At 38.0% G+C, this 26,967-nt stretch carries 24 protein-coding genes; 2 read left to right on the top strand and 22 right to left on the bottom strand.

Annotation, left to right across the window (positions count from 1 at the left end; translation table 11 throughout):
• Nucleotides 1–33: 33 nt before the first annotated feature.
• The 5 genes from recG to ACFYKX_RS00215 form a co-directional block, all read right to left on the bottom strand.
• Nucleotides 34–2,082: an ATP-dependent DNA helicase RecG gene (gene recG, locus ACFYKX_RS00235; protein ID WP_389356907.1), complete on the bottom strand. Its 2,049-nt coding sequence runs from the start codon at nt 2,080–2,082 to the stop codon at nt 34–36.
• Nucleotides 2,072–2,962 (bottom strand): L-serine ammonia-lyase, iron-sulfur-dependent, subunit alpha, encoded by an 891-nt coding sequence (sdaAA, locus tag ACFYKX_RS00230; RefSeq protein ID WP_389356905.1) that lies wholly within the window; start codon nt 2,960–2,962, stop codon nt 2,072–2,074. Before sdaAA ends, recG begins: the two co-directional genes overlap by 11 nt.
• 119 nt (nt 2,963–3,081) lie before the next feature.
• Nucleotides 3,082–3,744 (bottom strand): L-serine ammonia-lyase, iron-sulfur-dependent subunit beta, encoded by a 663-nt coding sequence (sdaAB, locus tag ACFYKX_RS00225; protein WP_389356903.1) that lies wholly within the window; start codon nt 3,742–3,744, stop codon nt 3,082–3,084.
• A 219-nt stretch (nt 3,745–3,963) separates the two neighbouring features.
• Nucleotides 3,964–5,643, bottom strand: coding sequence for a DAK2 domain-containing protein (locus ACFYKX_RS00220; RefSeq protein WP_389356901.1), 1,680 nt, complete (start codon nt 5,641–5,643; stop codon nt 3,964–3,966).
• Between the two features lie 34 nt (nt 5,644–5,677).
• Nucleotides 5,678–6,040, bottom strand: coding sequence for an Asp23/Gls24 family envelope stress response protein (locus ACFYKX_RS00215; RefSeq protein ID WP_389356899.1), 363 nt, complete (start codon nt 6,038–6,040; stop codon nt 5,678–5,680).
• Nucleotides 6,041–6,349: 309 nt separating this feature from the next.
• Between ACFYKX_RS00215 and rpmB the strand changes: the two genes are divergently transcribed.
• The gene (gene rpmB / locus ACFYKX_RS00210; RefSeq protein WP_019381740.1) at nt 6,350–6,538 is read left to right on the top strand and encodes a 50S ribosomal protein L28; all 189 of its coding nucleotides are present in this window, start codon (nt 6,350–6,352) and stop codon (nt 6,536–6,538) included.
• 238 nt (nt 6,539–6,776) lie between these two features.
• Here rpmB and spoVM read toward each other — a convergent pair whose 3' ends face one another.
• The 17 genes from spoVM to ACFYKX_RS00125 all read right to left on the bottom strand — a co-directional run bounded on the left by spoVM (nt 6,777) and on the right by ACFYKX_RS00125 (nt 24,868).
• A complete protein-coding gene (gene spoVM / locus ACFYKX_RS00205; protein WP_071395378.1) occupies nt 6,777–6,857 on the bottom strand; it encodes a stage V sporulation protein SpoVM in 81 nt (26 codons plus the stop codon).
• Between the two features lie 98 nt (nt 6,858–6,955).
• Nucleotides 6,956–7,603: a thiamine diphosphokinase gene (locus ACFYKX_RS00200; protein WP_389356897.1), complete on the bottom strand. Its 648-nt coding sequence runs from the start codon at nt 7,601–7,603 to the stop codon at nt 6,956–6,958.
• Between the two features lie 22 nt (nt 7,604–7,625).
• Nucleotides 7,626–8,273 (bottom strand): ribulose-phosphate 3-epimerase, encoded by a 648-nt coding sequence (gene rpe / locus ACFYKX_RS00195; RefSeq protein WP_389356895.1) that lies wholly within the window; start codon nt 8,271–8,273, stop codon nt 7,626–7,628.
• Between the two features lie 2 nt (nt 8,274–8,275).
• The gene (gene rsgA, locus ACFYKX_RS00190) at nt 8,276–9,160 is read right to left on the bottom strand and encodes a ribosome small subunit-dependent GTPase A (RefSeq protein ID WP_389356893.1); all 885 of its coding nucleotides are present in this window, start codon (nt 9,158–9,160) and stop codon (nt 8,276–8,278) included.
• Between the two features lie 352 nt (nt 9,161–9,512).
• Nucleotides 9,513–11,489: a Stk1 family PASTA domain-containing Ser/Thr kinase gene (pknB, locus tag ACFYKX_RS00185; protein WP_389356891.1), complete on the bottom strand. Its 1,977-nt coding sequence runs from the start codon at nt 11,487–11,489 to the stop codon at nt 9,513–9,515.
• Nucleotides 11,489–12,244: a Stp1/IreP family PP2C-type Ser/Thr phosphatase gene (locus ACFYKX_RS00180; protein ID WP_389356889.1), complete on the bottom strand. Its 756-nt coding sequence runs from the start codon at nt 12,242–12,244 to the stop codon at nt 11,489–11,491. The genes pknB and ACFYKX_RS00180 overlap by 1 nt, the downstream gene beginning before the upstream one ends.
• Nucleotides 12,245–12,249: 5 nt before the next feature.
• A complete protein-coding gene (gene rlmN, locus ACFYKX_RS00175; RefSeq protein WP_389356887.1) occupies nt 12,250–13,335 on the bottom strand; it encodes a 23S rRNA (adenine(2503)-C(2))-methyltransferase RlmN in 1,086 nt (361 codons plus the stop codon).
• Between the two features lie 3 nt (nt 13,336–13,338).
• Nucleotides 13,339–14,685 (bottom strand): 16S rRNA (cytosine(967)-C(5))-methyltransferase RsmB, encoded by a 1,347-nt coding sequence (rsmB, locus tag ACFYKX_RS00170; RefSeq protein ID WP_389356885.1) that lies wholly within the window; start codon nt 14,683–14,685, stop codon nt 13,339–13,341.
• 1 nt (nt 14,686) lies between these two features.
• On the bottom strand, nt 14,687–15,631 hold the full coding sequence (gene fmt, locus ACFYKX_RS00165; protein ID WP_389356883.1) for a methionyl-tRNA formyltransferase: 945 nt from the start codon (nt 15,629–15,631) through the stop codon (nt 14,687–14,689).
• Complete coding sequence (gene def, locus ACFYKX_RS00160) at nt 15,628–16,113, bottom strand: peptide deformylase (RefSeq protein WP_389356881.1); 486 nt, start codon at nt 16,111–16,113, stop codon at nt 15,628–15,630. The genes fmt and def overlap by 4 nt, the downstream gene beginning before the upstream one ends.
• Before the next feature lie 69 nt (nt 16,114–16,182).
• Nucleotides 16,183–18,597 (bottom strand): primosomal protein N', encoded by a 2,415-nt coding sequence (gene priA / locus ACFYKX_RS00155; RefSeq protein WP_389358958.1) that lies wholly within the window; start codon nt 18,595–18,597, stop codon nt 16,183–16,185.
• Complete coding sequence (gene coaBC / locus ACFYKX_RS00150) at nt 18,591–19,802, bottom strand: bifunctional phosphopantothenoylcysteine decarboxylase/phosphopantothenate--cysteine ligase CoaBC (RefSeq protein ID WP_389356879.1); 1,212 nt, start codon at nt 19,800–19,802, stop codon at nt 18,591–18,593. Before coaBC ends, priA begins: the two co-directional genes overlap by 7 nt.
• A gap of 128 nt (nt 19,803–19,930) precedes the next feature.
• On the bottom strand, nt 19,931–20,149 hold the full coding sequence (gene rpoZ, locus ACFYKX_RS00145; protein ID WP_389356877.1) for a DNA-directed RNA polymerase subunit omega: 219 nt from the start codon (nt 20,147–20,149) through the stop codon (nt 19,931–19,933).
• A gap of 4 nt (nt 20,150–20,153) precedes the next feature.
• Nucleotides 20,154–20,768 carry a guanylate kinase gene (gene gmk / locus ACFYKX_RS00140; protein WP_389356875.1) on the bottom strand — a complete coding sequence of 205 codons (615 nt, stop codon included), beginning with the start codon at nt 20,766–20,768 and terminating at the stop codon, nt 20,154–20,156.
• Nucleotides 20,769–20,777: 9 nt separating this feature from the next.
• Nucleotides 20,778–21,041 (bottom strand): extracellular matrix/biofilm regulator RemA, encoded by a 264-nt coding sequence (gene remA / locus ACFYKX_RS00135; protein WP_003350261.1) that lies wholly within the window; start codon nt 21,039–21,041, stop codon nt 20,778–20,780.
• 59 nt (nt 21,042–21,100) lie between these two features.
• On the bottom strand, nt 21,101–21,976 hold the full coding sequence (locus ACFYKX_RS00130; protein WP_389356873.1) for a YicC/YloC family endoribonuclease: 876 nt from the start codon (nt 21,974–21,976) through the stop codon (nt 21,101–21,103).
• Between the two features lie 213 nt (nt 21,977–22,189).
• The gene (locus ACFYKX_RS00125) at nt 22,190–24,868 is read right to left on the bottom strand and encodes a calcium-translocating P-type ATPase, SERCA-type (protein WP_389356871.1); all 2,679 of its coding nucleotides are present in this window, start codon (nt 24,866–24,868) and stop codon (nt 22,190–22,192) included.
• A gap of 328 nt (nt 24,869–25,196) precedes the next feature.
• Between ACFYKX_RS00125 and ACFYKX_RS00120 the strand changes: the two genes are divergently transcribed.
• Complete coding sequence (locus ACFYKX_RS00120) at nt 25,197–26,906, top strand: Rqc2 family fibronectin-binding protein (protein WP_389356869.1); 1,710 nt, start codon at nt 25,197–25,199, stop codon at nt 26,904–26,906.
• The last annotated feature ends 61 nt before the right edge of the window (nt 26,907–26,967 follow it).

The raw sequence follows: 26,967 nt of genomic DNA, 5'->3' as shown, positions 1-26,967 counted from the left end.
AGAACTTTCCGTCCTGCAATCTGCACACGATATTTAATCGAGCTTTTCATGACTAAAGGCACCGGATTTTTCTAAGTGATTTCTCAATGCCTCATATTCTGGGAGTTCCCAGAATTCACTTGAGTTTATCAATAGAGCAGCATCATTTCTTGCTGTTTCAAGTGCTCGATAATCATGGACCATATCCGCTACCTTAAATTCAGGTAGTCCACTTTGTTTTTTCCCAAAGAAGTCACCAGGTCCTCTTAATTCTAAATCTTTTTCACTCAACACGAAACCATCGTTCGTTTCTGTCATAACCTTCATCCGCTCTTTCCCGACTTCAGATTTCGGGTCTGCGAGGAGAATACAATACGATTGGTCACTTCCCCGCCCAACACGTCCTCTTAACTGATGAAGTTGAGCCAGTCCAAATCTTTCTGCATCATAAATAACCATCATCGTTGCGTTAGGCACATTAACCCCAACCTCAACAACAGTAGTGGATACAAGTACCTGTACTTCATTCTGGCTAAAAGCTTTCATGACTTGATCTTTCTCATTGGAACTAAGTCTTCCGTGCATTAACCCAACTTGATACCTTCCTTGGAAAAAAGTAGAAAGGGCAGCATGAACATCAATCGCATTTTGGACATCTAGCTTGTCTGATTCTTCGATAAGAGGACAAATGACATAGGCTTGTCTACCTTTTGTTAACTCTTTTTCCATAAATCCTAACACTCGATCTAACATATCTTGCTTAGCCCAGTAGGTTTCAATTGTTTTTCTTCCTGCAGGCATTTCATCAATAATTGATACATCCATTTCCCCAAAAACTGTAATGGCAAGTGTTCTAGGAATTGGAGTCGCAGTCATAAAGAGAACATCAGGGTTTTCCCCTTTTTCACGAAGGACACGTCTTTGATCTACCCCGAATCGATGTTGTTCATCTGTAATGACTAGCCCAAGTTTGTTGAACTCGACTTCATCCTGAATAAGTGCATGGGTCCCAATTAGTACATGGATATCTCCAGCTTGCAATCTCTCGAGGATTTCTTTTCTTCGCTTCCCTTTTACAGAGCTTGTTAATAACTCACAACTTATGTTAAAAGGCTCTAGTAATTGCTTTAAAGATTCTGCGTGTTGCTCAGCAAGAATTTCAGTAGGCACCATTAGCGCACCTTGAAAACCTGCTGTAACAGATGCATATAGACAAATGGCCGCAACAACAGTCTTACCGGACCCAACGTCTCCTTGTAGTAAACGATTCATTCTAAAAGGTGATTTCATATCTGCTAACGTTTCGTTAACTACTCGTTTTTGAGCATTTGTTAATGGAAAAGGTAAGCTATTTATAAAATCTTTTAATTTGGGCAAATCGTAGTTTTGTGCGACACCCTTTGAATTTTCTCGTTCAAATTTTCTAAGAGCCTGCATTTTTAACTGAAAGTATAGAAATTCTTCATAAACAAATCTCCGTCTTGCTTGTTTCAGATCTTCTTCACTTTGTGGAAAATGCATGGTACGTAGTGCTCTATTTCGATCGATTAATTTATATCGAGCTAGAAGTTGCTTCGGTAGTGTTTCAACTACTTTGTCTCCATATTGAGAGAATGCAAGATTAATAAAACGACGTATTCCCTTGACGGTTACACTACCCCTTACAGCATATACAGGTTCGAAGTCTTTTGTTTGAACAACAGAGCCAAGCTTCGCTTCAGAAGCGGTTATGGTTTGTCGATGCTGATCCCATTTTCCTGTTACCGTAATAGTTTCATTCATTTTAATTTTGCTTTTTAAGTATGGTTGATTAAAGAACGTAACCTGGATTAAGTATCTTCCTACTAATAATCTAATCGTTAAGCGAGAACGTTTTCGCCCATAATAGACAAGAGAAGGCTCACTATGAACCTTCCCTTCTACCGTAACTCTTTCGTCGTGTTTAACTTCTGCCAAGTCTTTTAATCGATAGTCCTCATAGCGAAAAGGAAAATGTTCAAGCAAATCTTCTATTGTAAAAATATTCATTTCTGCTAAAGCTTCTGCTGTTTCTTCACCGATTCCTTTGACAGCGTTAACGGACTGTTTCACATTAAGATTCACCTTTAATAAGCGGTATACCGAAGATCTTAGCTTCTAACTCTCGACCAGTCGGTGTCGCCGCCAAACCTCCCTGCGCAGTTTCTTTTAAGGCTGTAGGCATAGTTTGCCCAATTTTAAACATCGCGTCGATTACTTCATCACAAGGAATTCGACTAGTAATTCCAGCTAGTGCCATATCAGCTGCTACCATTGCATTAGCAGCACCCATTGCATTTCTCTTTACACAAGGTACTTCAACTAATCCAGCTACTGGATCACAAACTAATCCTAGCATGTTTTTTAACGTGATGGCCATTGCGGTCGCTGACTGTTCAGGTGAGCCCCCCGCCATTTCAACAATCGCTGCTGCAGCCATACCTGATGCGGAGCCAACTTCTGCTTGGCAGCCACCCGCAGCACCAGAAATCGAAGCATTATTTGCAACTACAAATCCAAATGCCCCAGCTGTAAATAAGAATGCTACCATCTGTTCTCGGGTCGGATTCAATTTATTCTTTACAGCAAATAGTGTACCTGGAACAACACCTGCTGATCCTGCAGTTGGAGTTGCGCAAATCGTACCCATTGCAGCGTTAACCTCGTTTGTCGCGACTGCTTTACTAACAGCATCTAAAATCGTGTCGCCACATAAGGATTTTCCTGAATCTATATATTTTTGTAACAGGACCGCATCTCCACCCGTTAAACCTGAATGAGACTTAACCCCTTTAAGGCCTCTTTCAACGGCTTCCTCCATTACGGTCAAATTATTATCCATTTGTGAAAGTACTTGCTCTCTTGTTCGACCTGTTACTTCCATCTCTTGCTCAATCATAATATCTGAAATTTTCTTATTTTGACTAATTGCAAGTTCAACTAGTTCTGCTACGTTGCGGAACATGGTGCATCTCCCCCTTGCAGGTTATTTATAATGTAAACGCTATCATCAAAAAACATCAAAAAATTTTTTAAAATCATGGAGAAAATATGCGAAAAACATCAAAGTACGAGAAAACAAACTTAATCAACAATTTTAGTTACTTTTACAATATTATCTAGTGTTTCTAGTTCTTTTAAAATACTCTCATCAATATTTTGATCAACTTCAATTGTCATCAGCGCTAGCATTCCTTTTTCTTTCCTTGAAACTTCCATGTGCCCGATATTAATTTCATATTTTGCTAGAATATTAGATACCGAAGCAATTGCACCAAATCGGTCATTATGGACGACAAGGATAGCTGGATGATGACCGGAAAGTTTAAGTTCAAAACCATTCAGTTCTGTTATCTCAATTTTCCCACCACCAATTGAAATGCCCACAAGCTCTAATTCAGCATGATCATCTCCTATAACAATTCTTGCTGTATTAGGATGATCAGTAATAGCATCCTCTTCGATGAATTCAATGTTTATCCCCAGTTTATTTGCCATTTCAATCGAGTTAATAATTCTTTCATCGAAGGTATCAAAATCCAATAAACCACCAACAATCGCTACATCTGTCCCATGGCCCTTATATGTTTTTGCGAATGAGCCGTAGAAAGAAATTTTTGCCCATTTTGGCTCACGGCCGAATAAACTGCGGGCAACACGGCCAATTCTAGCAGCCCCGGCTGTATGTGAACTCGATGGCCCAATCATAACAGGACCTATAATGTCAAAAACACTTTTATATTTCATAAAACCGCTCCCCCTTTGGTGAGTTCGAATGTATCTATTCATTTTATTAATCAATCGGAAATCAATCAAGACAAAAGGAAAAGAAGGGTAAACCCTTCTAGATGGTATTATACAGGATTACGAACCAAATTCCTCTGTATATACTTTATCCTTTTATATAAAAAATTGGAAACACTTACGAAAAGCATGACCGTTTAAAGTCATGCTTTTCCTTTTGTATTATTCGATTGAGAAGATAAAGGAATAAAGAGGCTGTTTACCATCATGAATTTCTATTTCAACATCCTCGTATTCAGATTCAACAAATTCCACTAGTGCATTCACTTCTTCGTCTGAAGCTTCTTCACCTTTTAAAATCGTTAAGATCTCTGAATCTTCATCAAGCATCGCTGATAAAAGCTCTTTAGCTGAAAGAACTTTATCCTTGTTCTTAACAACAATCTTGCCATCAGCAATACCCATAAAATCGTCTTTCTCGATTTCTAAGCCATCAATACTTGTATCTCTTACGGCATAAGTAATTTGCCCCGTTTTAACGTTTTGTAAGGCATCTGTCATCCCTTGCTCGTTTGACTGTAAATCAGTACCAGGGTTAAATGCTAAGAGTGCAGACATCCCTTGTGGTACCGTCTTAGAAGGTATCACAATTACCTCTTCATCAGCAACATCTGCTGCCTGCTGTGCTGCCATGATAATGTTTTTATTGTTCGGTAAAATAATAACTTTCTTTGCATTTATGTCTTTAATGGCTTTAACGATATCCTCTGTGCTAGGGTTCATCGTCTGGCCACCTTCGATCACAGCATGAGCACCGATGCTCTTGAATAGCTCAGCTATCCCACTTCCCATTGAAACGGTTACAATCCCATATTCAAGCTTTTCTTTGCTTTTAGCAGGAGCTTCCGTTTTTATTGGTGGAAGTGACTCTGACAAGAGATTTGTGTGCTGCTCTCTCATGTTTTCAATTTTCATATTAACAAGGCTACCGTAACGTTGAGCATATGTTAAAACTTCACCAGGTTCTTCAGCATGTATATGTACTTTTACTAATTGTTCATCAGCAATGACAAGTAAAGAATCTCCATACTTGCTAAGGTCTTGTCTGAAATCTGTTTCAGAGAAAGGATGGTGCTGTACTTTTTCCTCATCAAGCTTCACCATAAATTCAGTACAATATCCAAACTCAATGTCTTCGGTGTTCACGTGACCAGCAACATTCATATGATGCTCTGCGCTTACTAACTCATCCATTGAAGGAAGCGAAGTAGATGGTGCAAGCTTTTCACCCTTCAATTCTGCTAGAAAACCTTCGTATACGAATACTAACCCTTGACCACCACTGTCCACTACTCCTACCTCTTTTAAAACAGGTAGTAGATCTGGTGTGCGGTTTAGAGAAGCTTTTGCTTCCTTTAAGACATCTTCCATAACAGAGATAATGTCATCTTTATGTTTTGCTACTTCAACTGCTTTTTTTGCAGCATCTTTTGCAACGGTTAAGATCGTTCCCTCTACCGGCTTCATAACAGCCTTGTAAGCTGTTGCTACACCCGCATCAAGAGCAGCAGCAAATTCCTCAGCAGAAATCGTTGCTTTTTGTTCGATGGCTTTTGAAAAACCTCTAAACAATTGTGATAAAATAACACCGGAATTTCCACGAGCTCCCATTAATAAACCTTTCGAAAGAGCTGAACCTACTTTTCCAATATGGTCCTGAACATTATTTTTAACTTCCTTCGCACCAGAAGTAATAGATAGGTTCATGTTCGTTCCGGTATCACCGTCTGGAACAGGAAATACGTTAAGTGCATCCACATATTTTGCATTTGCGGATAGGTGGTTAGCTCCCTGAATCACCATTTCTGCAAAACGTTTTCCGTCTAGAGTTTTAATTGACACAAATCTTTCCTCCTCACTAATGATCGCATACGAATTAAGGGTTCGTTACACGAACTCCTTGAACGTAAATGTTAACAGAGTCAACTGCGAGCCCGACTGTCTTGTCTAACGTGTATTTTACTTTTGATTGCACATTATGGGCAACCTCAGAAATTTTCGTTCCGTAACTAACAATAATATACATATCAATATGTACTTCATCATTTTCTTGACGAACAATTACACCACGTGTAAAGTTTTCTTTTCGTAAAATATCAGTAAGGCCATCTTTAATTTGGTTTTTTGACGCCATTCCAATTATACCGTAACAGTCAACTGCTGCACCACCCGCAATTGTTGCGATTACATCGTTCGAGATATCAATCTGTCCAAAATTAGTTTTTAGTTCGATAGACATTTATCGTTCCCCCTCCTGAATTACTCCTTGACTACAGTCATTTTACTATAATGAATATAATTTTAAAAGTCATATTCCCTCGCTATTATTATAGAGCAACAGGAAAGATGTTATGTCAAGGAATTTTTCTTGAAAGCTTTTCTTAGAACTGTTGCATTCCTAAAGTTTCTATGATAAATTATTAAAGTATCTTTTAATGTAAGAAAAACACGAACGGTTTTTCACATTAAATCAGACTGAGCAATGTAGAGTTGCATTTAAAAGAGTGAAAAAATAGCTTCGCCTTTGATAGTAAGGAGGGAAATTAATATGCCACGTAAATGTGTTGTAACTGGTAAGAAAACTACTTCCGGTAATGCACGTTCTCACGCTATGAACGCAAACAAGCGTACATGGGGTGCTAACCTTCAAAAAGTACGTATTCTTGTAGACGGTAAGCCTAAACGTGTTTGGGTTTCTGCAAGAGCACTTAAATCAGGTAAAGTAGAACGCGTTTAATAATGAACTGGACAGGGCATCCTTAATGGATGCTCTTTTTCATTGTAATAAGGTCTCACCAATATCTTTGCCATATCTTTTTATAATTAGACCGTTAGTATTATTGGAAATAAGGTTTTAATCACTTTGTTCTAAAAAAAATAGCACCTCTACGAAGAAAGGTGCCAGTCAAATTGTTTTTTTAAAGGTTGTCTGTCCTATAGACATAAAACAACCAGGTCCATACTGTTATTTTGCTTTAGCCTTTTTTAAATGTACCTAACATCGCGCGGACAAGGCCGCCTAAAAATTTCGGCAGTTTAATCGTATAAAACTTCATAATGTCCCTCCTCACCATCTCACGCATACATCTTTTTCTTAATCGTCCTTATCATCCTATTCAAAGTTTTAAGATAAGTACTTCACCAGAAAAACTTTTTAATCGCGACTTCTTATCACCATTAATATGCCTTCCGTAAAAGAAAAAGTACCATAATCAATAATAAGTTCATTACTAATACATAGTGTGGAACCCAGCAGAATATGCCTATCTTTTAAAGGATATTTAAAACCAGTAAGCGTGAGACCTTTTACATCATGGGTTATGGGGACAAAAGAAATATATTTAAATTTAGGTATATTTTCTAGCGAATAAGAACCAGCTCTCCTGATGAACATGATATTTTTCTGATCAATGATTTGAACTTCACTACTTGTATTTTCTTGGAGGGGTTTTAGTAACAAGTATACATTTGCAAATAAATGATCTAATCGTCCACCAGTTGCTCCAAATAACCTAATAAGCTTTGGGTTTTGTTGTAGAGCCCAGTTTAAGGCGAGCTCCATATCTGTTTCATCTTTTTCAGGTTTGAATTGCTCTAAATGCTTGATCGTCTTCTTTATCGTCTGTTTTTCCTTCTCAGTCACAGAATCAAAGTCACCGAAAGCCTTCTCTGGGTTGAATCCTCTTTTCATTAATGTGAGAACGCCTCGATCTACACCAACCCAAATACACCCTTCTTCATTGTATTCAGTTAAATCTGGGAGGTATTCATCCGGTCCAGAGGCCAATATATTAATAATCAAATTTATCACCTAGTAATTTCGATTAAAAACCTTTTAAGGTTTTTATAGCTAGTCCACGATCACTTTCATTATATACAGCAGAGCCTGCTACAAGGACGTTTGCTCCTGCCTCAATACAAAGTCGGGCTGTTTCCTTGTTCACGCCACCGTCAACCTCTATTTCTATATCCAAACCTCTTGAAACAGCCATTTCTTTAACTTGGGTGATTTTAGACAATACACTTGGTATAAATTTTTGCCCTCCAAACCCAGGGTTAACTGACATTAATAAGACCATATCTATATCATCAATAATATGTTGGATCGTGTCTACAGGAGTTGCTGGATTCAAAACGACACCTGCTTTTACTCCGAAAGATTTAATGTGGTGGATGGTCCTGTGTAGATGACGGCAAGCTTCAACATGAACAGTAATATAATCTGCACCAGCATTGGCAAATGCTTCAATATACTGATCTGGATTTTCAATCATCAAGTGAACATCTAAAGGCAACTTAGTTACTGGTCGAATTGCTTCGACAATGAGTGGGCCGATTGTAATATTAGGAACAAAATGTCCATCCATTACATCTACATGAATATAATCTGCCCCCCCTCTTTCAACATCCTTAATCTCTTCTCCTAATTTCGAAAAATCAGCAGACAGTATGGAAGGTGCAATCTTAACCATAATTAATACCTCGGCTTTCTATCTTTAATTTCCTGAATAAACGTCTGATAATGCTCATAACGATATTCAGGAATATCCCCGCTTTCTACTGCACTTTTTACAGCACATTTGGGCTCCTTCAAGTGGATACAGCCTCTGAACTTGCATTTTTCACTCGTTCGCTGGATTTCTGGAAAGCAATAGTTCAAATCTTCTAATTCAATATCTGTAAACTCTAATGAACTAAAACCCGGTGTATCAGCAACTAGACCATTCCCGACCTTAATTAATTCTACGTGTCGTGTAGTATGCTTACCCCTTCCTAGATGACTAGAAATATCATCGGTTTTCAGTTCTAGGTCCGGCCGCAATACATTTAATAAGGATGATTTACCTACCCCTGATTGACCAGCGAAGACTGAGATTTCCCCTTCGAGTAGCGGAATTAAGCTTTCTATTCCAGCCTCCGTTTCGGATGAAGTTAGCAGTACCTCGTAGCCAGCAGATTTGTAGTGAGATGCATAAACCTCTATTTCATCCCGCTCCTTTTGATTCGTAAGGTCCATTTTCGTAATACATATAATCGGCCTAATATTGTTAAACTCAACTAGTACTAGAAAACGATCCAATAGCGATGTACTAAAAGCAGGTTCAACAGCTGAAAAAACTAAAATAGCTTGATCAACGTTTGCGATTGGAGGTCGAACGAGTTCATTCTTTCGTTCTTTTACTTCTAAAATATATCCGTCTGTATCATTTTCAGCTTGGAAAACGACCTCGTCACCTACTAATGGAGTCACTTTGTTTAGCCGAAATACCCCACGCCCACGACATTGAATAAGTTGTTCATCATCCGTTAAGACATAATAAAACCCACTTAATGCCTTAACAATCTTGCCCTCAGGCATAGCTTCACTCCTTTATCTTCCTTCTACTAGATTTAGTTTCTGCTTTCATTTCACTTTTCATCATAGTCTTTAATAAATAATTATGTATAAAAAAATATTTAAAAATTTCTTACAAACTTATCTAAAAATAACTAAAGGGGAATCGAAACAACCCGATTCACCTTTAGTAAGCTAGTTTCGAATAGATTATTGCTATTCGTATATGGTCCCGAACACAGATTCTATGCTATATCGTGGCATCTTTTCTACCAAATAAAGAAAACAGCACCATAATCAGTTCAATAGCAGATAGAGTATTTAAATAACAACAAAGTTTACGAAACGAGCCTTCGTTAAACACCTTTTAATAACTCTACTGAACCTCATCATAATATACAGGTTGGTCAATAATGACCTTATTATCCCTAATTACTTTATATCCAGCTGTCTCACCATATTCAATGGTTAGCTCAATGGTTCTAGTAACCGTTTCTGTGATATAAATAGTTTGATATGGTTCAGTCATGTTTCGATTCATATCTTCCACTAATATCTGAACAGACTGAGCTTCCCCTTCCACTTCAGGTTCATATGGAATTTGAATCTCGACGGTAACAGTTTTAGGAGGTATTTCCTCTTTCCCTTTTGAGAGAATGACCGTTACTTTATCTCCCTTAGTAAGCTCGGCACCTGCTTTTGGTTCTTGAGATATAACTAATCCTTTTGTAATGGTGTCATGATACTGCTCTTCCTTTGCAATTTCAATAAATAAACCAACGGAATCTGCATATTCCTGGACACCTTTTGCGTTATATTCAGTTAGGTCCTTTAAAGTAATAATTTCTGGACCCTTACTTACCGTAAATTCCAAGATGGTATCCTCAGGAATGACTTGATCGCCAGGCGATATTGTTTGATCTATAATCGTTCCAATTGGAACATTGTCGTCATGAACTTCTTTTTTTAGGATATCTTTAAAGTTTTTATTTTCCAATAGATTAACTACATCATCAAACTGACGACCTTTGTAATCTAATAGTTCATATCTTTCCTTACCGATACTTTGATAAATATCAATAACTTGCCCTTCTTTTATCGTTTTACCAGCTTTGGGATCTGTTCTTATCACGAATCCATCTTCAATTTCTTCATCAGTAATTTCTTTCGTCTCACCTATTTTAAAACCAGCAGCTTGCAATTCTTCCATTGCATCATCTAGTTCTAAACCTGTAACATCCGGAACCTCAACATCTTTAGGTGATAAAATCCCCGGTAAAACGGTCACTGTTAGAATTGATAGAATAACGAGCAAGAAGAAAACAGATACTAGAGCCACAGGCCACTTTTTGCGTTTCTTTTTATTTTTACCGTTACCCTTTTGATTGCTATTTGTTTCAACTGAACCTTTTTGATTACTATGAATCAGTGTGTCATCCAGATTTTGATATGGCCTTTCATTCGTAATAACCGGAATGGCTTTCGTTGCATCATCATCAATAGGGATAACAAACTTTTCTTCATACAATCTTTCCGGATCTAGAGCTGTTCTTAAGTCATCTTCCATTTCTTCCACACTGTTATAGCGATGAAAGGGATCCTTTGCTGTTGCCTTTAAGACAATATTTTCAACACTTTGAGGGATAGAGGGATTCCATCGTTTTAAGGAAGGTGTTTCTGATTGGAGATGCTTTAGAGCTATAGAGACCGCCGATTCTCCTGAGAAGGGAAGCCTTCCTGTTAATAGCTCAAACATCACGATTCCTAAAGAATAAATATCTGACTTTTTATTTGCCATTCCCCCACGTGCCTGTTCAGGAGAAAGATAGTGTACGGACCCTAATACAGAATTAGTTTGGGTAATACTAGTTGCACTAAGTGCCATGGCTATACCAAAGTCAGTAATTTTAACATTCCCATCTCGGTCAATTAATATATTATGAGGTTTAATATCTCGATGTACAATATGATTTTGATGAGCGTTTGAGATAGCAGAAGTTAGCTGTTTTAAAATGTCTAGTGCTACCTCAACCCTAACTGGTGAGTGTTGTTGAATATACTGTTTTAATGTTTGACCATCTACATATTCCATTACAATATAGTAAATGGAGTCCTCTTCACCTACATCATAAATGCTTACTATATTCGGGTGAGCTAGGCTAGTTGCTGCCTGTGCTTCACGATGAAACCTTTTAATAAGTTCTTCATCATTCGCAAAGTCAAGACGAAGCACCTTTACAGCAACATCGCGGTCTAGGATCATGTCGTGCGCTAAATATACATTGGCCATCCCACCTCCGCCAATCATATCTAGAATCTTATAACGACCACTTAATCTTTTACCCATTAACATTATTCATCACCCATTTCGTTGCGATCATCAAATTCAACTATTACAAGGGTGATATTATCTTCTCCACCATTATCATTAGCTAACTTTATAAGAGTTGTCCCTTTTTCCTCTAATGAATCCTCATTTTTTAGGATGGATAGCATTTCTGACTCAGAGACCTTATTCGAAAGCCCATCAGAGCATAGAAGCAACTTATCTCCGTCCTCAAACATGATGGTTTTAATATCCATCACAACATTCTCTTCAGTTCCTAAAGCTCTTAAAAGTACATTTTTTCTAGGATGATGTTCAGCATCCTCTCTTGAAATTTGTCCAGTACGAACTAATTCATTCACTAATGAATGATCTTCAGTAAGCTGCTGAAAACCAGTGTCATTAAGAATATAGCATCTACTATCCCCAATATTTGCCACAGTAGCAAATCGACTGGTCGCAATAACAGCTACAATGGTTGTCCCCATTCCATCACATTCGGTATGACTTTTCGAATGCTCAAACAATAATGAGTTTACTTTTTCAATGCTAGCTTTTAACCAATTCTCGGCGTCGTCTGCTGTGTGAATTCCTTCCGTATTTTCCCACCATTTCTTCATTGTGGATAACGTCATTTCACTTGCAACATCACCGGCACGGTGACCACCCATACCATCAGCTACAATGGCAAGGCGATTCCCGTCACGGTTTACAAAAGCTCCACCACTATCTTCATTATGCTGGCGAACTCGACCTTGATCTGTAAAAAAAACGGTCTTCATTCTTGTCACCTCGTCTCCTCTTTTCGCTCCTTCGCACGAAGTTGACCACACGCTGCATCTATATCATGGCCCTGCTCTCTACGGATCGTTACATTCACTCCATGCTTCTTTAACGTCTTTTCAAATGCAAAAATTTGATCTTTTGGTGTTCTAACATAATCTCTCTCGGGTACATAGTTAACCGGAATTAAATTGATATGGCACTTAACTCCTTTTACCAACTTGGCTAATTCTTCAGCATGCTCTACTTGGTCGTTTACTCCCCCAAACAATCCGTACTCGAAACTCACTCTTCTACCTGTTTTTTCAATATAATATTGAACAGCTTTCATGAGGTCAGGCAGTTTATACGCTTTGTTAATAGGCATCAAACGACTGCGAATTTCTGTATTTGGCGCATGTAGAGAAATAGCAAAATTGATCTGCATATTTTCATCAGCAAATTGATAAATCTTTGGTATAATTCCACTTGTTGAAACAGTAATGTGACGAGCACCAATATTTAACCCTTTATCATGATTAATGATTCTTAGGAATGACATCATCGAGTCATAATTATCGAATGGCTCCCCAATCCCCATAATGACCACCGAGCTAACACGCTCTTCAGTTTCATCAAGTGCTTGTTGTACTTTTACGACCTGAGAGACGATTTCTCCTGCTTCTAAGTTTCGTTTTAATCCACCTAAAGTAGATGCACAGAATGTACACCCAATTCTACAACCTACCTGAGTTGTCACACAGATCGAGTTTCCGTACTCATGTCTCATTAATACTGTCTCAATGGAGAAACCATCATGCAATTCAAATAAAAACTTGATAGTCCCATCACTTGATGTTTGCTGTATTAATGTTTTTAAAGTTGTAACGGTGAAATGACCTGATAATAAATCTCTTAGGTTTTTCGAAAGGTTTGTCATATCTTCAAAAGAGGATACTCGCTTCTTATAAAGCCAATCAAAAATTTGTTCCGCTCTAAACGCTTTTTCATTATTTTCCACTAACCAATCTTTTAATTCATCCAATTGCAATGAATAAATGGATGGCTTTTCTACAGCTGTTTTCTTATTTTCTAATGTTGTTTGTTCCATCTATTACACCTTCTTCCTTAATGAAGCGATATAAAAACCATCTGATCCGAAGTCCTGAGGAAGAATTTGAAGGTCAAAATCATTCATTAGTGGCCTTATTGCCTTAGGCATCCGGTCACTAACAGATGAGTCCTCTTCAAAGTCTTGGTTTTCCTTTAAAAACAACTTCATTACATGTTCGTTTTCTTCTTGATCAACTGTGCACGTACTGTAAACAAGGATACCACCTTTTTTTAACAACGGGGCAACCGAATGTAACAAGCTTAGCTGAATCGTATGTAACTGAGCTACATCTTGTTCTTTTTTCGTATATTTCATATCGGGTTTTCTACGCATAACACCTAACCCTGAGCATGGTGCATCTAGTAATATCCTGTCAAAAGTTTCTTTTGAAAAATGCTCCTGAACCTTCCTACTGTCTAAAGCCCTTGTTTCAATGTTGGTTAGTCCTAAACGCTCTGCATTCTCACCAATTAGTTTTACCTTGTGTTCATGTAAATCTAGCGATATGACCTGACCAGTATTCTGTAATTTTTCAGCTATATGAGTTGACTTCCCGCCTGGTGCAGCGCATGCATCTAGGACGGTTTCACCTTGTTCTAAACCTAAAGCATACGCTACCAACATCGAGCTTTCATCCTGAATGGTAACATATCCTTCTTTAAACGCATTAGAATTAGCAAGATTCCCTTTTAAGCATTTAATGGCTTCAGGGATAATCGGACTTTCCTCAACCTGAAATCCCTCATCCTGAAGCTTTTTTAAACATTCTTCACGACTAATTCGTGCTGTGTTCACTCTTCCTGTCTGCAATGGAGCTGTTAAATTAATCTCACACATTTCTTTTGCTTTATCATAACCAAGTTGATTAATCCACCGCTTTACTAGCCAAACAGGATGACTCGTCTCGACAGAAAGTCGTTCAGCTTGATCTGTAATCGTGTCCAAGCTCGGTAGTCCCTCTCTTTGGATACTTCGAAGAACACCGTTCACTACCCCTGCAATTCCTTTATGGCCTCTTCTTTTCGCGATTTCAACCGCTTCAAAAATGGCTGCTCTATCAGGTATTTTATCCAAATATACCATCTGATAAAGCGTTAATCTTAAAAGTTGTATAACCCAACTTTCAATCTTTTTCTTGTTATTTAGAAAAGGCTGCAAATAAAAATCTAATGTCATTTTTCTTTGAAGGGTCCCATAAGTAAGTTCGGTTAAAAGACCAACATCCTTAGCATTAATGTCATTTTTCTTAATGACATTATTAAGAAGAAGATTGCTATATGATTGATTTTTTTCTATTGTTTCTAATAAATTTAATGCACTCTCTCTCACATTAGGTTTTTTACTCATGTCACACTCCTAATTGTTCACCAGTTGTAAGATTAGACCCAGCACCTCTTAAAAATTGTTCAGCAGTCATTTTCTTTTTCCCAGAAGGCTGAAGTTCCATAACTTTTATGGCTGTCTCATTCCCTGTTGCTACAGTAAATCCATCTTCTTCAATAGAAACAACTTCTCCTGGATTCTTCCCTTTTGAATATTGGACTTTTTCAGCCCACCAGACCTTTAGAACAGTTTCATTTAATGTTGTGTACGCAACAGGCCATGGGTTCAATCCACGGATATGGTTGTAAATTTCTTCTCCTGTCTTAGACCAATCGATCTTTTCCTGTTCTCTCTTAATATTATAAGCAAATGTTGCTTTCTCATCATCCTGAGGGATTGGGTTAATCTTCTTCTCTAAAAGTAATGGTAATGTTTCTGATAGCAACTTAGAACCAGCTTCACTTAATTTATCGTGAAGAGATCCTACCGTATCTGTTTCAGTTATAGGTACCTCTACTTGTGTTAGGATATCTCCTGCATCTAGCTTCTCCACCATATACATGATGGTAATACCCGTCTTATCTTTTCCTTGTATAATCGAGTAGTGAATGGGCGCTCCACCTCTAAGTTCAGGCAATAATGAAGCATGAACATTAATACAACCGTATGTAGGTGCTTCTAACAGCTCCTTAGGCAATATTTGCCCAAAAGCTGCAGTGACAATAAGATCCGCATTTAGATTTATAACTTTATCTAATTCTTCTCTTTGACGAATTTTTTCAGGTTGGAATACAGGAATCCCATGTTTTTCTGCTTCCACTTTTACTGGAGGAGGTGTTAATACTTTTTTCCTCCCAACAGGACGGTCGGGTTGTGTAACAACGCCTATAACTTCATATCCGTCAGAAATGATTTGTCTTAAAACTGGAACTGAAAAATCTGGAGTTCCCATAAATACTATTTTCGTCATTCGCTCTCCAACCCTTCTAGCTCGTGTTCTTCTAAATACCTTGTTACCTTAGAGGTAAATAAGATTCCATTTAGATGGTCAATCTCATGAAGAATAGCCCTTGCTAAAAATCCATTTGCTTCGATTGTAAAATGCTTCCCTTTTCGATTTTGTGCTTCTACCTTTACAAAGTCAGGTCTTGTTACTTCTCCATAAAGTCCTGGAAAGCTCAAGCAACCTTCAGGTCCCGTTTGCTCACCACTCGTTTCTAAAATGACTGGGTTAATAAACTCAATGGTTCCCGATTCATCATCTATATCAACGATTGCAATCTGTTTTAATAAACCGATTTGAGGAGCTGCTAAACCTACTCCATCAAATTCAATCATTGTATCATACATATCATTTAGTAGCTTCTCTAACTTCTTATCAAAAACGGTGACTTTCTCACAAGACTGAGTCAAAACATCCGCTGGATAAGTAACAATTTTTTTTACTGTCAAAACTTTTCCTCCAAAGTCTATTATCTATTTTCAACTAAAACATGAAGCTTCATAACCAATCATAACAATTTACATTAAGATATACGGATTTACATCCACAGAGATTTGTAGTCCGTTTGTATTGATTTCCTGTTGATATTGATCTAGTACTGTTTTAATCGCTTCACCTAGTCTAGGTTCTCGTTTGTATTTTATCAAACATTGATACCTATATCTATTATTGATGCGTGGGATGGATGATGCTACCGGTCCTAAAACAATCGAGTCTTTAGAAAGCTTCGATGAGATAAAATGAGTTATCTTTTCCGTAACAGATACAACCTTCATCAAGTTCTCATGACTAACCGTTATTAAGGAAATATAATAAAAAGGTGGATATTGATGCAGCTTTCTAATCATCATTTCTCTATCGTAAAAACGGTCATAATCCTGCTCTCCCGCGAGTTCAATACTGTAATGCTCAGGGGTATAGGTTTGAATAACAACCTCCCCAGGCAACTCATGACGACCTGCACGACCACTGACTTGAGTTAGCAACTGAAACGTCTTTTCTGAGGAACGAAAATCCGGTAGATGAAGCATCGTATCAGCCGATAAGACACCAACTAAGGTTATATTAGGAAAGTCTAGCCCTTTTGCAATCATCTGAGTTCCTAATAGAATATCTGCCTTTCCCTGCTCAAACTCATTTAGTAGCTTTTCATGGGCACCTTTTCTACTAGTCGTATCTACATCCATCCTAATGACTCTTGCTTCCGGTAAAATCTTCCCTAACTCTTCCTCCACCTTTTGTGTCCCAGTACCAAAATATCTAATGTGCTCACTGTTACATTCAGGACAGGTAGTAGGTACAGAATCTTCATAGCCACAATAATGACATTTCATTTGCTGACTAAACCTATGATAAGTTAACGATATATCACAGTGTGGACAATTAACAACATACCCACAATCACGACACATGATAAAAGAAGAATGACCACGTTTATTTAAAAACAATACGGTTTGCTGCTTCTTTTCAAGGCGGTCTTTTAGCTTATCTAGCAAGAACCTTGAGAACATGGATCGATTACCTTCTCTCAGTTCCTCTCTCATATCAATAATTTGAACGGTAGGCAATTGTTGATCATTCATTCTTTTTGAAAGAGTAAGTAACCCATATACACTCTTTTGTGCCCTCGCAAATGTCTCTAAAGAGGGAGTTGCACTTCCAAGTATAACCGGGCACTTATGATATCGTCCTCTTTCAATCGCTACATCACGCGCATGGTATCGAGGGTTTTCCTCTTGTTTATAGCTAGTTTCGTGTTCCTCATCAATAATAATGATTCCGATATTTTCAAATGGGGCATAAATGGCTGACCTTGCACCAACTACGACCTTCACTTCTTTTCTTTGAATCTTTCGCCACTCATCATATTTTTCTCCGGTAGAAAGACCGCTATGTAGAACAGCTACTTGATCTCCAAATCTACCTTTAAATCGCTTCACCATTTGTGGAGTTAAGGAGATTTCCGGAATCAAGAAAATGGCTTCCTTCCCTTCTTGTAGCACTCTTTGGATAGATTGCAAATAAACTTCAGTTTTTCCACTTCCCGTAACACCATATAGTAAAAAAACGTGCTGCTTCTTTTCTTCGATGGAATCCAAAATGGGGCCAATCGCTTTTTCTTGTTCATTTGTTAAAGGAAAGGGTTCCGTTCTTTGAAATTCTCGATGAGCAAATGGGTCTCGATACACTTCCATATCTTTTTCGCCAAGGATTCCCTTTTGAACGAGTCCTTTAATAGTCGCTGATGATATTTCAAGAGCAGATAATATCTCTCGAAGCTCCACCGGTTCAGGCCTTTCAATAAAGTACTCTATCACTTCTTTTTGTTTAGCTGCATTGGCTGGAAGCTGCTGTATTGCTTGTGAAAGCTCGTTACCCGTCAATTTAGAAAAGACATGCTTTAACTTTTTCTTTTTAACCCGCTCTTTAACCTCATACACTACTTCAACTGTTCCTCTTGAAGCCTCTCTTTGTAATAATGGTAATATTCCCTTTTCAACCGCATCCGCCCAAAGGATGGTTTCATTTCTGCAAAATAAATCCTGCAGTTCTAAAGGGAGAATTTCCACATCATATCCGTTTGCAAGCCTTATTTTCTTATCGTATTTTGCCTTTAAAGCAGCTGGTAACATCACTTGAAAGGCTGAAATTTTATAACAAAGAGTTTGCTCTGTTAACCAATCACCCAGTTGCAGGAGTTCATGATTTAAGACAGGTGATAAGTCCATGGGTTCAACAATGCTTTTTAATTTATCAAAGTCGGACTTTTCTTTTATTCCAACGACGAACCCTTGTATTTTCCGAGGACCAAATGGTACCACTACTCTCATCCCAGGTTGGATAACATGCTTGAGTTGCTCGGGAATGCGATAGTCAAATGCCCGGTCCGTTTGTTTTGCCGGTACATCTACGATTACACTTGCAATCATGATAAATGATCATCCTTTAAAAAACGAGAAGCCTCATTTAAAATCTTTATGGCGACTTCTTTTTTTGACATGATTGGTAACTCAAGTGTTTCACCTTTCCGGTTAAAGATCGTCACAATATTCGTGTCCGTACCGAACCCTGCCCCCTCTGATTTAACATTGTTGGCTACGACTAAATCAAGATTCTTCTTTTCAAGCTTTTTCTTTGCGTATTCTTCCACTAGATCAGTTTCTGCTGCAAACCCTACAAGTATTTGAGCCCTTTTTCTCTTCCCTAGTTCTAGCAAAATATCTTTTGTTCGCTCTAACTCTAACGTTTCGTCACCAGGCTGTTTTTTCACCTTGTAGTCGTAAGCAACTTTGGGACGATAATCTGATACAGCTGCAGTCTTAACAACGATATCGACGGAATCATATTTTTGTAGAACCGCTTCATACATTTCTTCCGCACTTTCAACCATAATTCTATCCACGCCTTTTGGGGCATTTAGCGATACTGGGCCAGAAACGAGGATTACATTGGCACCTTGTAGTACAGCTTGCTCAGCTATCGCATACCCCATTTTTCCTGAGGATAGGTTGGTAATAAAGCGAACAGGGTCTATTTTTTCCCTAGTTGGACCTGCTGTAACTAAAATCGTCTTCCCTTTTAAAGGCTGCTCTTTAGGCTTGAAAAACTCCTCCATTATACGGATGATTTTTTCAGGTTCCTCTAGTCGGCCCTTCCCAACATACCCGCAAGCTAAATAGCCTTCGCTAGGCTCAATAAACTGATAGCCGTATTCCGTTAGGGTCTTAATATTTCGGATAACAGCAGGATGGTCATACATATGTACATTCATCGCTGGAGCAACCCAAACAGGTGCAGTGGTCGCTAATAAAGTCGTCGTAATCATGTTATCAGCAATTCCGTTCGCAATTTTTCCGATAACATTCGCTGTTGCAGGGGCCACTAAAACCAAATCGGCCCAATCAGCGAGATCAATATGTGCAATCACTTTTGGATTTTTTTCATCGAAAGTATCTATATAAACATCATTTCGAGAAAGCGCTTGAAAGGTTAGAGGAGTCACAAATTTAGAAGCAGAATCACTTAAAATGATCTTTACTTCCACACCTGCTTGAGTTAATTTACTCGTTAATGCTGCTGCTTTGTAAACGGCAATTCCTCCCGTTACACATAGCAATACTTTTTTACCGCTTAGCATTGAAATCCACCCCGTCCATCATTATCTTTCTTTCATTATGCAAGAATTATTGTTGCATTTCATCTATTTTGTATAAGAGTTTATGGTGAAATAAAAAACAACCTAGAAATTTAGGTTGTTCGTTACTTTTATTCTACAGATGTAGCATCTTGTTGCGCAATTCTATAAGTTAATTTATCAGAGTGGATTTCCTCTAAAGCTTTTCCTACTTGCTTATAAGAAACATATTTATCAAGATGTAGCTTTTCACCTTGTTGCAGCTTACGTGCTCGCTTTGCAGCAACCGAAACTAAAGAATACTTAGAATCAATTTTTGTCATTAATGAATCAATAGATGGATATAACATTTATTTAATCAACCTCCAGCATTTTTTTATATCTAGGCTCTACTCGTTCTCTGCGGCAATGTTCAGCAACAACAATTGCCTTAATTCTCTCACAAGCACGCTCGACTTGATCATTCTCCACGACATAATCATATAGATTCATCATTTCAATTTCATCTCTAGCTGTACTCATACGATTATTAATCACATCTTCTGTTTCAGTTCCCCTTGTAACAATTCTATTTTTTAGCTCTGAAAGACTTGGAGGAACTAAGAAAATGAAAAGTCCATCAGGAAATTTTTCACGCACTTGCCTAGCGCCTTGTACTTCGATTTCCAAGAAAACATCTTTTCCATTATCTAATGTTTGTTGAACATAATCAACTGGAGTTCCATAATAATTTCCAACAAACTCCGCATATTCTAAAAGTTTTCCCTCTTCAATTAGCTTTTCAAATTCCTCTCTCGTTTTGAAAAAGTAATCGACTCCGTCAACTTCACCTTCCCTAGGTGCTCTAGTAGTCATGGAAATAGAATATTCAAAGGCTAAATCAGGCTGTGAAAAAATTTCTTTTCTTACGGTTCCTTTACCAACTCCAGAGGGACCTGAAAGAACGATTAATAACCCCTTTTCTTGCATGAAAAAATCCTACCCTTCATCTATTATTTCATCTCGGTCATTTAAACGATGTGCAACTGTTTCAGGTTGAACTGCAGAAAGGATGACATGGTCGCTATCCATTACTATGACGGCACGTGTACGTCTACCATATGTAGCATCAATCAGTGATCCACGATCCCTAGCATCTTGTATGATTCTTTTTATCGGTGCTGATTCTGGACTAACAATGGAGATGATTCGATTTGCAGAAACGATATTTCCAAAACCGATATTAATTAACTTAATGGACATAATGGTCCCCCACTCATTAGATATTTATTTTGACCTTGCCTAGCACTTTCTAATCAAATCTATTCAATATTTTGGACTTGCTCTTTCATTTTTTCTAGTAAGCTTTTCATTTCGACGACTTCTGTTGCAATGGAAGAGTCATTTGCTTTAGAGCCGATAGTATTTACCTCACGATTCATTTCCTGCAATAAGAAATCAAGCTTTCTTCCAATCGGTTCATCTAAGTCTAGAGTTTTAGTAAACTGTTCAATATGACTATGAAGTCTTGTTAATTCTTCATTAATATCAGCTTTATCTGCAAAAATAGCTACTTCATTCACGATTCGATATTCATCAATTTGTCCTTCCGAGAACTCCTGCATCCTTTTTTTAAGTCGTTCTGCATAATAGCGGACAACATTTGGTGCATACTCGGTAATCTGATGAACTTTCAAGTCTAGTTGATTTAAATGCCCTAGAATATCCTGTTTTAAAGCTTCTCCCTCTGAGACGCGCATTTTTTTCAACTGAAGCGCTGCTTCCTTTACAGCCTCTAAAACTAAAACTTCGACCTCTTCATTCCCTGCTTCCTCTTCTTCAATGATGACAAAATCCTCCCGGTTAAGCAGGTCTCTTATTGTGATATCTTGAGCTATGTTATATTTTTTCTGTATTTCTACTATGTATTGATGATATTCATCTAGCAAATCCCAATCAATGGTTACTTTCCGATTAGCAACGGCTTCTCCCTCTAGGGTTACAAAGACCTCTGCTCTTCCACGAGAAATATACTGTGCTAGTTCCTTTTTAAGCTTATCTTCGATGTTTAAAAGCTCACGAGGCATTCTGATATTATATTCTGAAAAGCGGTGATTAACTGTTTTAACTTCTACATTCACAGAAAACTGATTCAATTCACGTTTACTTCTTCCGAAACCAGTCATACTTAGAACCACGAATTCCACATCCTATCTAACATTAGGCTGTTTCGTTTACATATTTAACTTCTATAATATGGCAAAAGAAAAATTGCCATTAGAAAAAGGTAATAGAGAGTGGTCTCTACTACCTTTTGGATTATATCACACTTTATGGATGTTTTCTAAAGATTTATTATGAAACTAAAGTGTTTCTAATTTTGCAAAAACAAAATAACCTTGGTTAACAAATTACTTTGTTTTACTAATTAGGAACGATCCTGCTAAAAGGAAAGTTGGTACAGCAGATAATCCCATGATTAATAGCCAGTCTCTTGCAGCAATTGAAACCGTATGGAAGATGGGTTGTAGAGGTGGATAGTAGATTACAACAAACATTAAAGCAACTGATGAAAGAACTGCCCACACTAAATACTTATTTCCAAATGGGTTTCTAGAGAATACAGATTTTTCACTACGGCAGTCAAAAACATGGATAAGCTGAGCCATAACTAACGTAGCAAATGCAACGGTTTGTGCATATGCAAGGTGATCAGGATTGTTGTGGTACGCAACCATAAAGGCAATGAGTGTAACGATTCCAATTAGGAATCCTCTAGAAATGACTTTCCATCCTAACCCTCTAGCAAATACCCCTTCTTTCGGGCTTCTAGGGTTACGTTTCATCACATCATCTTCAGGTTGGTCCAGTCCTAGAGCCATCGCTGGGAGTCCGTCCGTTACTAAATTAACCCATAAAATTTGAATCGGAACTAATGGTAATGGGAGCGCTAGTAACATCGCAAATAACATGACAAGAATTTCCCCTACGTTTGAAGCAAGTAAGTACCGAATAAATTTTCGGATGTTCTCGTAAATATTTCGACCTTCTTTAATCGCAGCTTTAATAGTCGCGAAGTTGTCATCTAGTAGTACAAGCGCAGATGCTTCTTTCGCTACATCTGTTCCTGTTATCCCCATTGCCACTCCGATATCGGCTGCTTTTATGGCAGGTGCATCATTTACACCATCCCCTGTCATCGCCACGATATGTCCGTTATTTTGTAGAGCCTTTACGATCTTTAGTTTATGCTCTGGTGAAACTCTGGCAAAAACAGAAACATGATCGACCACTTCTTCAAGCTCTTCGACAGACATTTCATTTAAAGCATTTCCATCTAGAACTTTGCTATCTTTTGTTAGAATTCCAAGCTGACCAGCAATTGCTTTTGCCGTAATGACATGGTCACCTGTAATCATAACCGTTTTAATTCCTGCTTCTTTACACTCTTTAACAGCTTGTTTTACCTCTGGTCTTGGAGGATCAATCATCCCTTGTAAGCCAATAAAGGTTAAGTCTTTTTCAGCTTCTTTTTCATCCATTAGAATCGTTTGGGATGATACTTCCTTGAATCCGATTGCGATCGTTCTCAAAGCTTGTGAACCAAGGTCATTGATGGCACCTTTAACGTTATCGGTCATTTCCGAAGATAAATACTGTCGTTTGCCATCCCATAAGATAGATTCACTCACATTTATTAATACATCTGGAGCACCTTTCGTTACAATAAACTGTCTGCCATTTTGATCCTTCACGACAACCGTCATCATTTTTCTAGCTGAATCAAACGGAAACTCGTGGACAATCTTATATTGGTTGAGTAAAGAGTTTCGGTTGTAACCTGCCTTCATCGCAGCAACTAAAAGAGCACCTTCGGTAGGATCGCCATCAATCACGTACTCTTTATCTTTTTTCGATAATTCCGCATGGTTACACAGTAAACCGAACATGAGCATTTGTTGAAGGGCTTTTTCATTGCTTATGTCAATCTCATTATCCCCTCTATAGAAGCTTCCCTTCGGTTCGTAGCCTACACCATCGACCGTCCAATTATGACCACCACTCCATAAATGAGTAACGGTCATTTTATTTTGTGTCATCGTACCAGTCTTGTCTGAGCAAATGACAGAGGCACAACCTAAAGTTTCAACTGCAGGGAGCTTTCTAACAATCGCATTCTTCTTTATCATTCTCTGTACACCTAACGACAGAGCAACCGTTACAATAGCAGGCAAACCTTCAGGAATAGCAGCTACAGCTAGTGACACCCCCGCAAGGAACATCGTATACAAGTCATGTCCTTGGATTACCCCTACAATCACGACGAGAGCAGTCAATAATAACGCGCCCGTAATCAGTATTTTACCTAGCTGTTCTAAACGGCGCTGTAATGGAGTTTCCATCACTTCTGCATTTTGCAGGAGGTCAGCAATCTGTCCCATCGCTGTTTTCATACCCGTTGCAACAACAACACCAACTCCACTACCTCGAGTTACCATCGTTCCCATGAACGCCATATTTTCCATATCACCAATACCTAGATTTCCTTGCGTTAACTCATCTGGATATTTTTGAACAGGAACGGATTCCCCGGTTAATGCAGACTCTTCAATTTCTAGACTACTACATTCTATTAATCTAACGTCTGCACCAATTCGGTCTCCGCTTGTGAATTTCAGTAGATCACCAACTACTATTTCCCTAGATGGAACCTTCACCCACTGCCCATCTCTTAAAACACTTGCTTGTGGGGCAGAGAGCTCTTTTAAAGCCTGTAAAGATTTTTCCGCCTTCCTTTCTTGAAAAAAACCTAAGAAAGCATTGATGATTACAATGGCGATAATGGCGATGGCGTCTATATATTCTCCTAACAAGCCCGAGATTAATGTAGCTGCTAATAGCACAAGAACCATAAAATCTTTGAACTGACTGAAGAATAAAAGTAAAGCGGATTGCTTTTCTCCTTCTTCAAGCTCATTATAGCCATTTTGTTTCCTCCGCTTAACCGCATCTACTTCTTTTAAGCCTGCCGTAAAGTCCGTATTTAAGGCTTTCTCCAATTTTCTCTTATCCATCTCATGGAACTTCATCCGGCCATCTCACTTCCCCCTTTTAGATTTAAAACATTCACTATTAGTTGATATAGACGCAGCTTGAGGTGTAGTTGCACTTTCACTCTTTAAAAGTAAAGTTGGCCGCTACTATTCTTCATTTTCTGCTGCAGGACAGAGTTGTCCCTAATACATCACTCTAAAGAAAGCTTATTCAGACTCGTCCAAAAAAATGCTACAATAAGAGAAACCTTTATATGAATACCTGACTTTTTAGGATGGGAAAGGATAAGTTGTTTCTTTAGACCTTTAAGCCCATATAAAGGTGAACATAACTTACATAAAACTAAAAAAAGGATGTTTCCATATGTCATTTGATGGATTATTTACAAGAGCTATGACCAAAGAGCTTTCTCTCGAGCTAAAGGGAGGAAGAATTAACAAAATACATCAACCATTTAAAAATGAAATTGTGTTAGTTATAAGAGCAAATGGAAAAAACCATAAGTTGTTGCTCTCTGCACACCCAAGCTATGCAAGGGTCCAGCTTACAAATGAGCAATATGAAAATCCATCCGAGCCACCTATGTTTTGTATGTTGCTTAGAAAGCATTTAGAAGGGTTTATATTAGAAAATGTTCATCAGATTGAACTTGACCGTATGATTGTCATTGATGTTAAGGGGCGCAATGAGATCGGGGATATTTCTTATAAACAGCTAATCATTGAAATTATGGGTAGACACAGCAATATTATTTTAGTGGACAAAGCTCGTAATATTATTTTAGACAGCATTAAGCATGTTTCTTATGCCGTTAATACTCATCGGGCCATCATGCCTGGTCAAGAATATAAACTGCCACCGAGTCAGGATAAATTTAATCCTTTACAAGTTGATGAAAATGAAATTCTTAAAAGACTCGATTTTAATGCGGGAAAATTAGATAAACAACTTGTAGGACAATTTGCGGGTATTTCCCCATTGTTTGCTCGTGAAGTTATACATAGAGCGGGAATGGCTAATCGTATTTCAGTGCCCAAAGCATTCTTGGCACTTTTAGATCCTATTAAAAAACACCATTATACACCTACAATCTCTACAAATGAAAACAAGGAGTCATTTTATTTAATTGAACTTGAACATCTCGGAAGCGCCTCAAGAAACTTTAATTCATTAAGTGAAATGCTAGACCGTTTTTACTTTGGGAAGGCGGAGAGAGATCGAGTTAAGCAGCAAGGGAACGATTTGGAGCGTTTTATCATCAACGAAAAAGAGAAAAACGTAAAAAAAATTGAGAAGCTATACGCTACTCTTTCTGAAGCAGAAAAGGCAGATAAATACCAACTTTTTGGTGAGTTGTTAACAGCCAATCTATACGCTGTTAGTCGTGGGATGACTGAGGTGGAGGTCATTAATTACTATGATGAGGAAGGTACAATGGTAACTATTCCACTTAATCCTCAAAAATCACCGTCTGATAATGCTCAAATTTATTTTACAAAATATCAGAAAGCAAAAAATGCGATTACCATCGTAAATGAGCAAATTAAAAAAGCGGAGGAAGAAGTTCTATATTTTGATTCTCTCCTTCAACAAGTTGAAGCTGCGTCTACGAGGGATATAGAAGAAATTAGATTAGAGTTAATTGAAGAAGGTTATTTAAGAGAAAGACAAAAGCGCAATAATAAAAAAATCCAAAATGTTAAACCAAATCTTGAACGTTACGTTTCTTCTGATGGTACTGAAATTTTAGTAGGGAAAAATAATAAGCAAAATGATTACTTGACCAATAAAGTGGCAGCTAGAGATGAAATCTGGTTGCATACCAAGGATATTCCTGGTTCTCACGTCGTCATAAGAAGCAAAGAGCCTGAAGAAGCTACGATATTAGAAGCTGCAAAACTAGCTGCATATTTTAGCAAAGCTCGTAACTCTAGTTCGGTACCTGTTGATTTCACACAAGTTCGTCACGTTAAAAAACCAAGTGGAGCTAAACCTGGATTTGTTATTTATGAAAACCAGCAAACAGTATATGTTACTCCAGATGAGGATACAGTACTAGCGTTGAAAAAATAGTAATTTTAAAAGAGGCTGGGACATAAGTAATTCAATCAATGACAAACCCGAACTATTAGGA

The organism is Cytobacillus spartinae (assembly GCF_042865285.1).
Lineage (GTDB): Bacteria > Bacillota > Bacilli > Bacillales > Cytobacillaceae > Robertmurraya_A > Robertmurraya_A spartinae.
Note: the sequence above shows the minus strand (reverse complement) of the source record. Positions and strands in the feature narration are given on the sequence as shown.

Coding starts and splice junctions, on each gene's coding strand:
- sdaAA (WP_389356905.1), bottom strand. CDS start 2,962: ATGTTCCGCAACGTAGCAGAACTAGTTGAACTTGCAATTAGTCAAAAT.
- sdaAB (WP_389356903.1), bottom strand. CDS start 3,744: ATGAAATATAAAAGTGTTTTTGACATTATAGGTCCTGTTATGATTGGG.
- ACFYKX_RS00215 (WP_389356899.1), bottom strand. CDS start 6,040: ATGTCTATCGAACTAAAAACTAATTTTGGACAGATTGATATCTCGAAC.
- rpmB (WP_019381740.1), top strand. CDS start 6,350: ATGCCACGTAAATGTGTTGTAACTGGTAAGAAAACTACTTCCGGTAAT.
- spoVM (WP_071395378.1), bottom strand. CDS start 6,857: ATGAAGTTTTATACGATTAAACTGCCGAAATTTTTAGGCGGCCTTGTC.
- rpe (WP_389356895.1), bottom strand. CDS start 8,273: ATGGTTAAGATTGCACCTTCCATACTGTCTGCTGATTTTTCGAAATTA.
- rsgA (WP_389356893.1), bottom strand. CDS start 9,160: ATGCCTGAGGGCAAGATTGTTAAGGCATTAAGTGGGTTTTATTATGTC.
- pknB (WP_389356891.1), bottom strand. CDS start 11,489: ATGTTAATGGGTAAAAGATTAAGTGGTCGTTATAAGATTCTAGATATG.
- ACFYKX_RS00180 (WP_389356889.1), bottom strand. CDS start 12,244: ATGAAGACCGTTTTTTTTACAGATCAAGGTCGAGTTCGCCAGCATAAT.
- rlmN (WP_389356887.1), bottom strand. CDS start 13,335: ATGGAACAAACAACATTAGAAAATAAGAAAACAGCTGTAGAAAAGCCA.
- rsmB (WP_389356885.1), bottom strand. CDS start 14,685: ATGAGTAAAAAACCTAATGTGAGAGAGAGTGCATTAAATTTATTAGAA.
- fmt (WP_389356883.1), bottom strand. CDS start 15,631: ATGACGAAAATAGTATTTATGGGAACTCCAGATTTTTCAGTTCCAGTT.
- coaBC (WP_389356879.1), bottom strand. CDS start 19,802: ATGCTAAGCGGTAAAAAAGTATTGCTATGTGTAACGGGAGGAATTGCC.
- rpoZ (WP_389356877.1), bottom strand. CDS start 20,149: ATGTTATATCCATCTATTGATTCATTAATGACAAAAATTGATTCTAAG.
- gmk (WP_389356875.1), bottom strand. CDS start 20,768: ATGCAAGAAAAGGGGTTATTAATCGTTCTTTCAGGTCCCTCTGGAGTT.
- remA (WP_003350261.1), bottom strand. CDS start 21,041: ATGTCCATTAAGTTAATTAATATCGGTTTTGGAAATATCGTTTCTGCA.
- ACFYKX_RS00125 (WP_389356871.1), bottom strand. CDS start 24,868: ATGAAGTTCCATGAGATGGATAAGAGAAAATTGGAGAAAGCCTTAAAT.
- ACFYKX_RS00120 (WP_389356869.1), top strand. CDS start 25,197: ATGTCATTTGATGGATTATTTACAAGAGCTATGACCAAAGAGCTTTCT.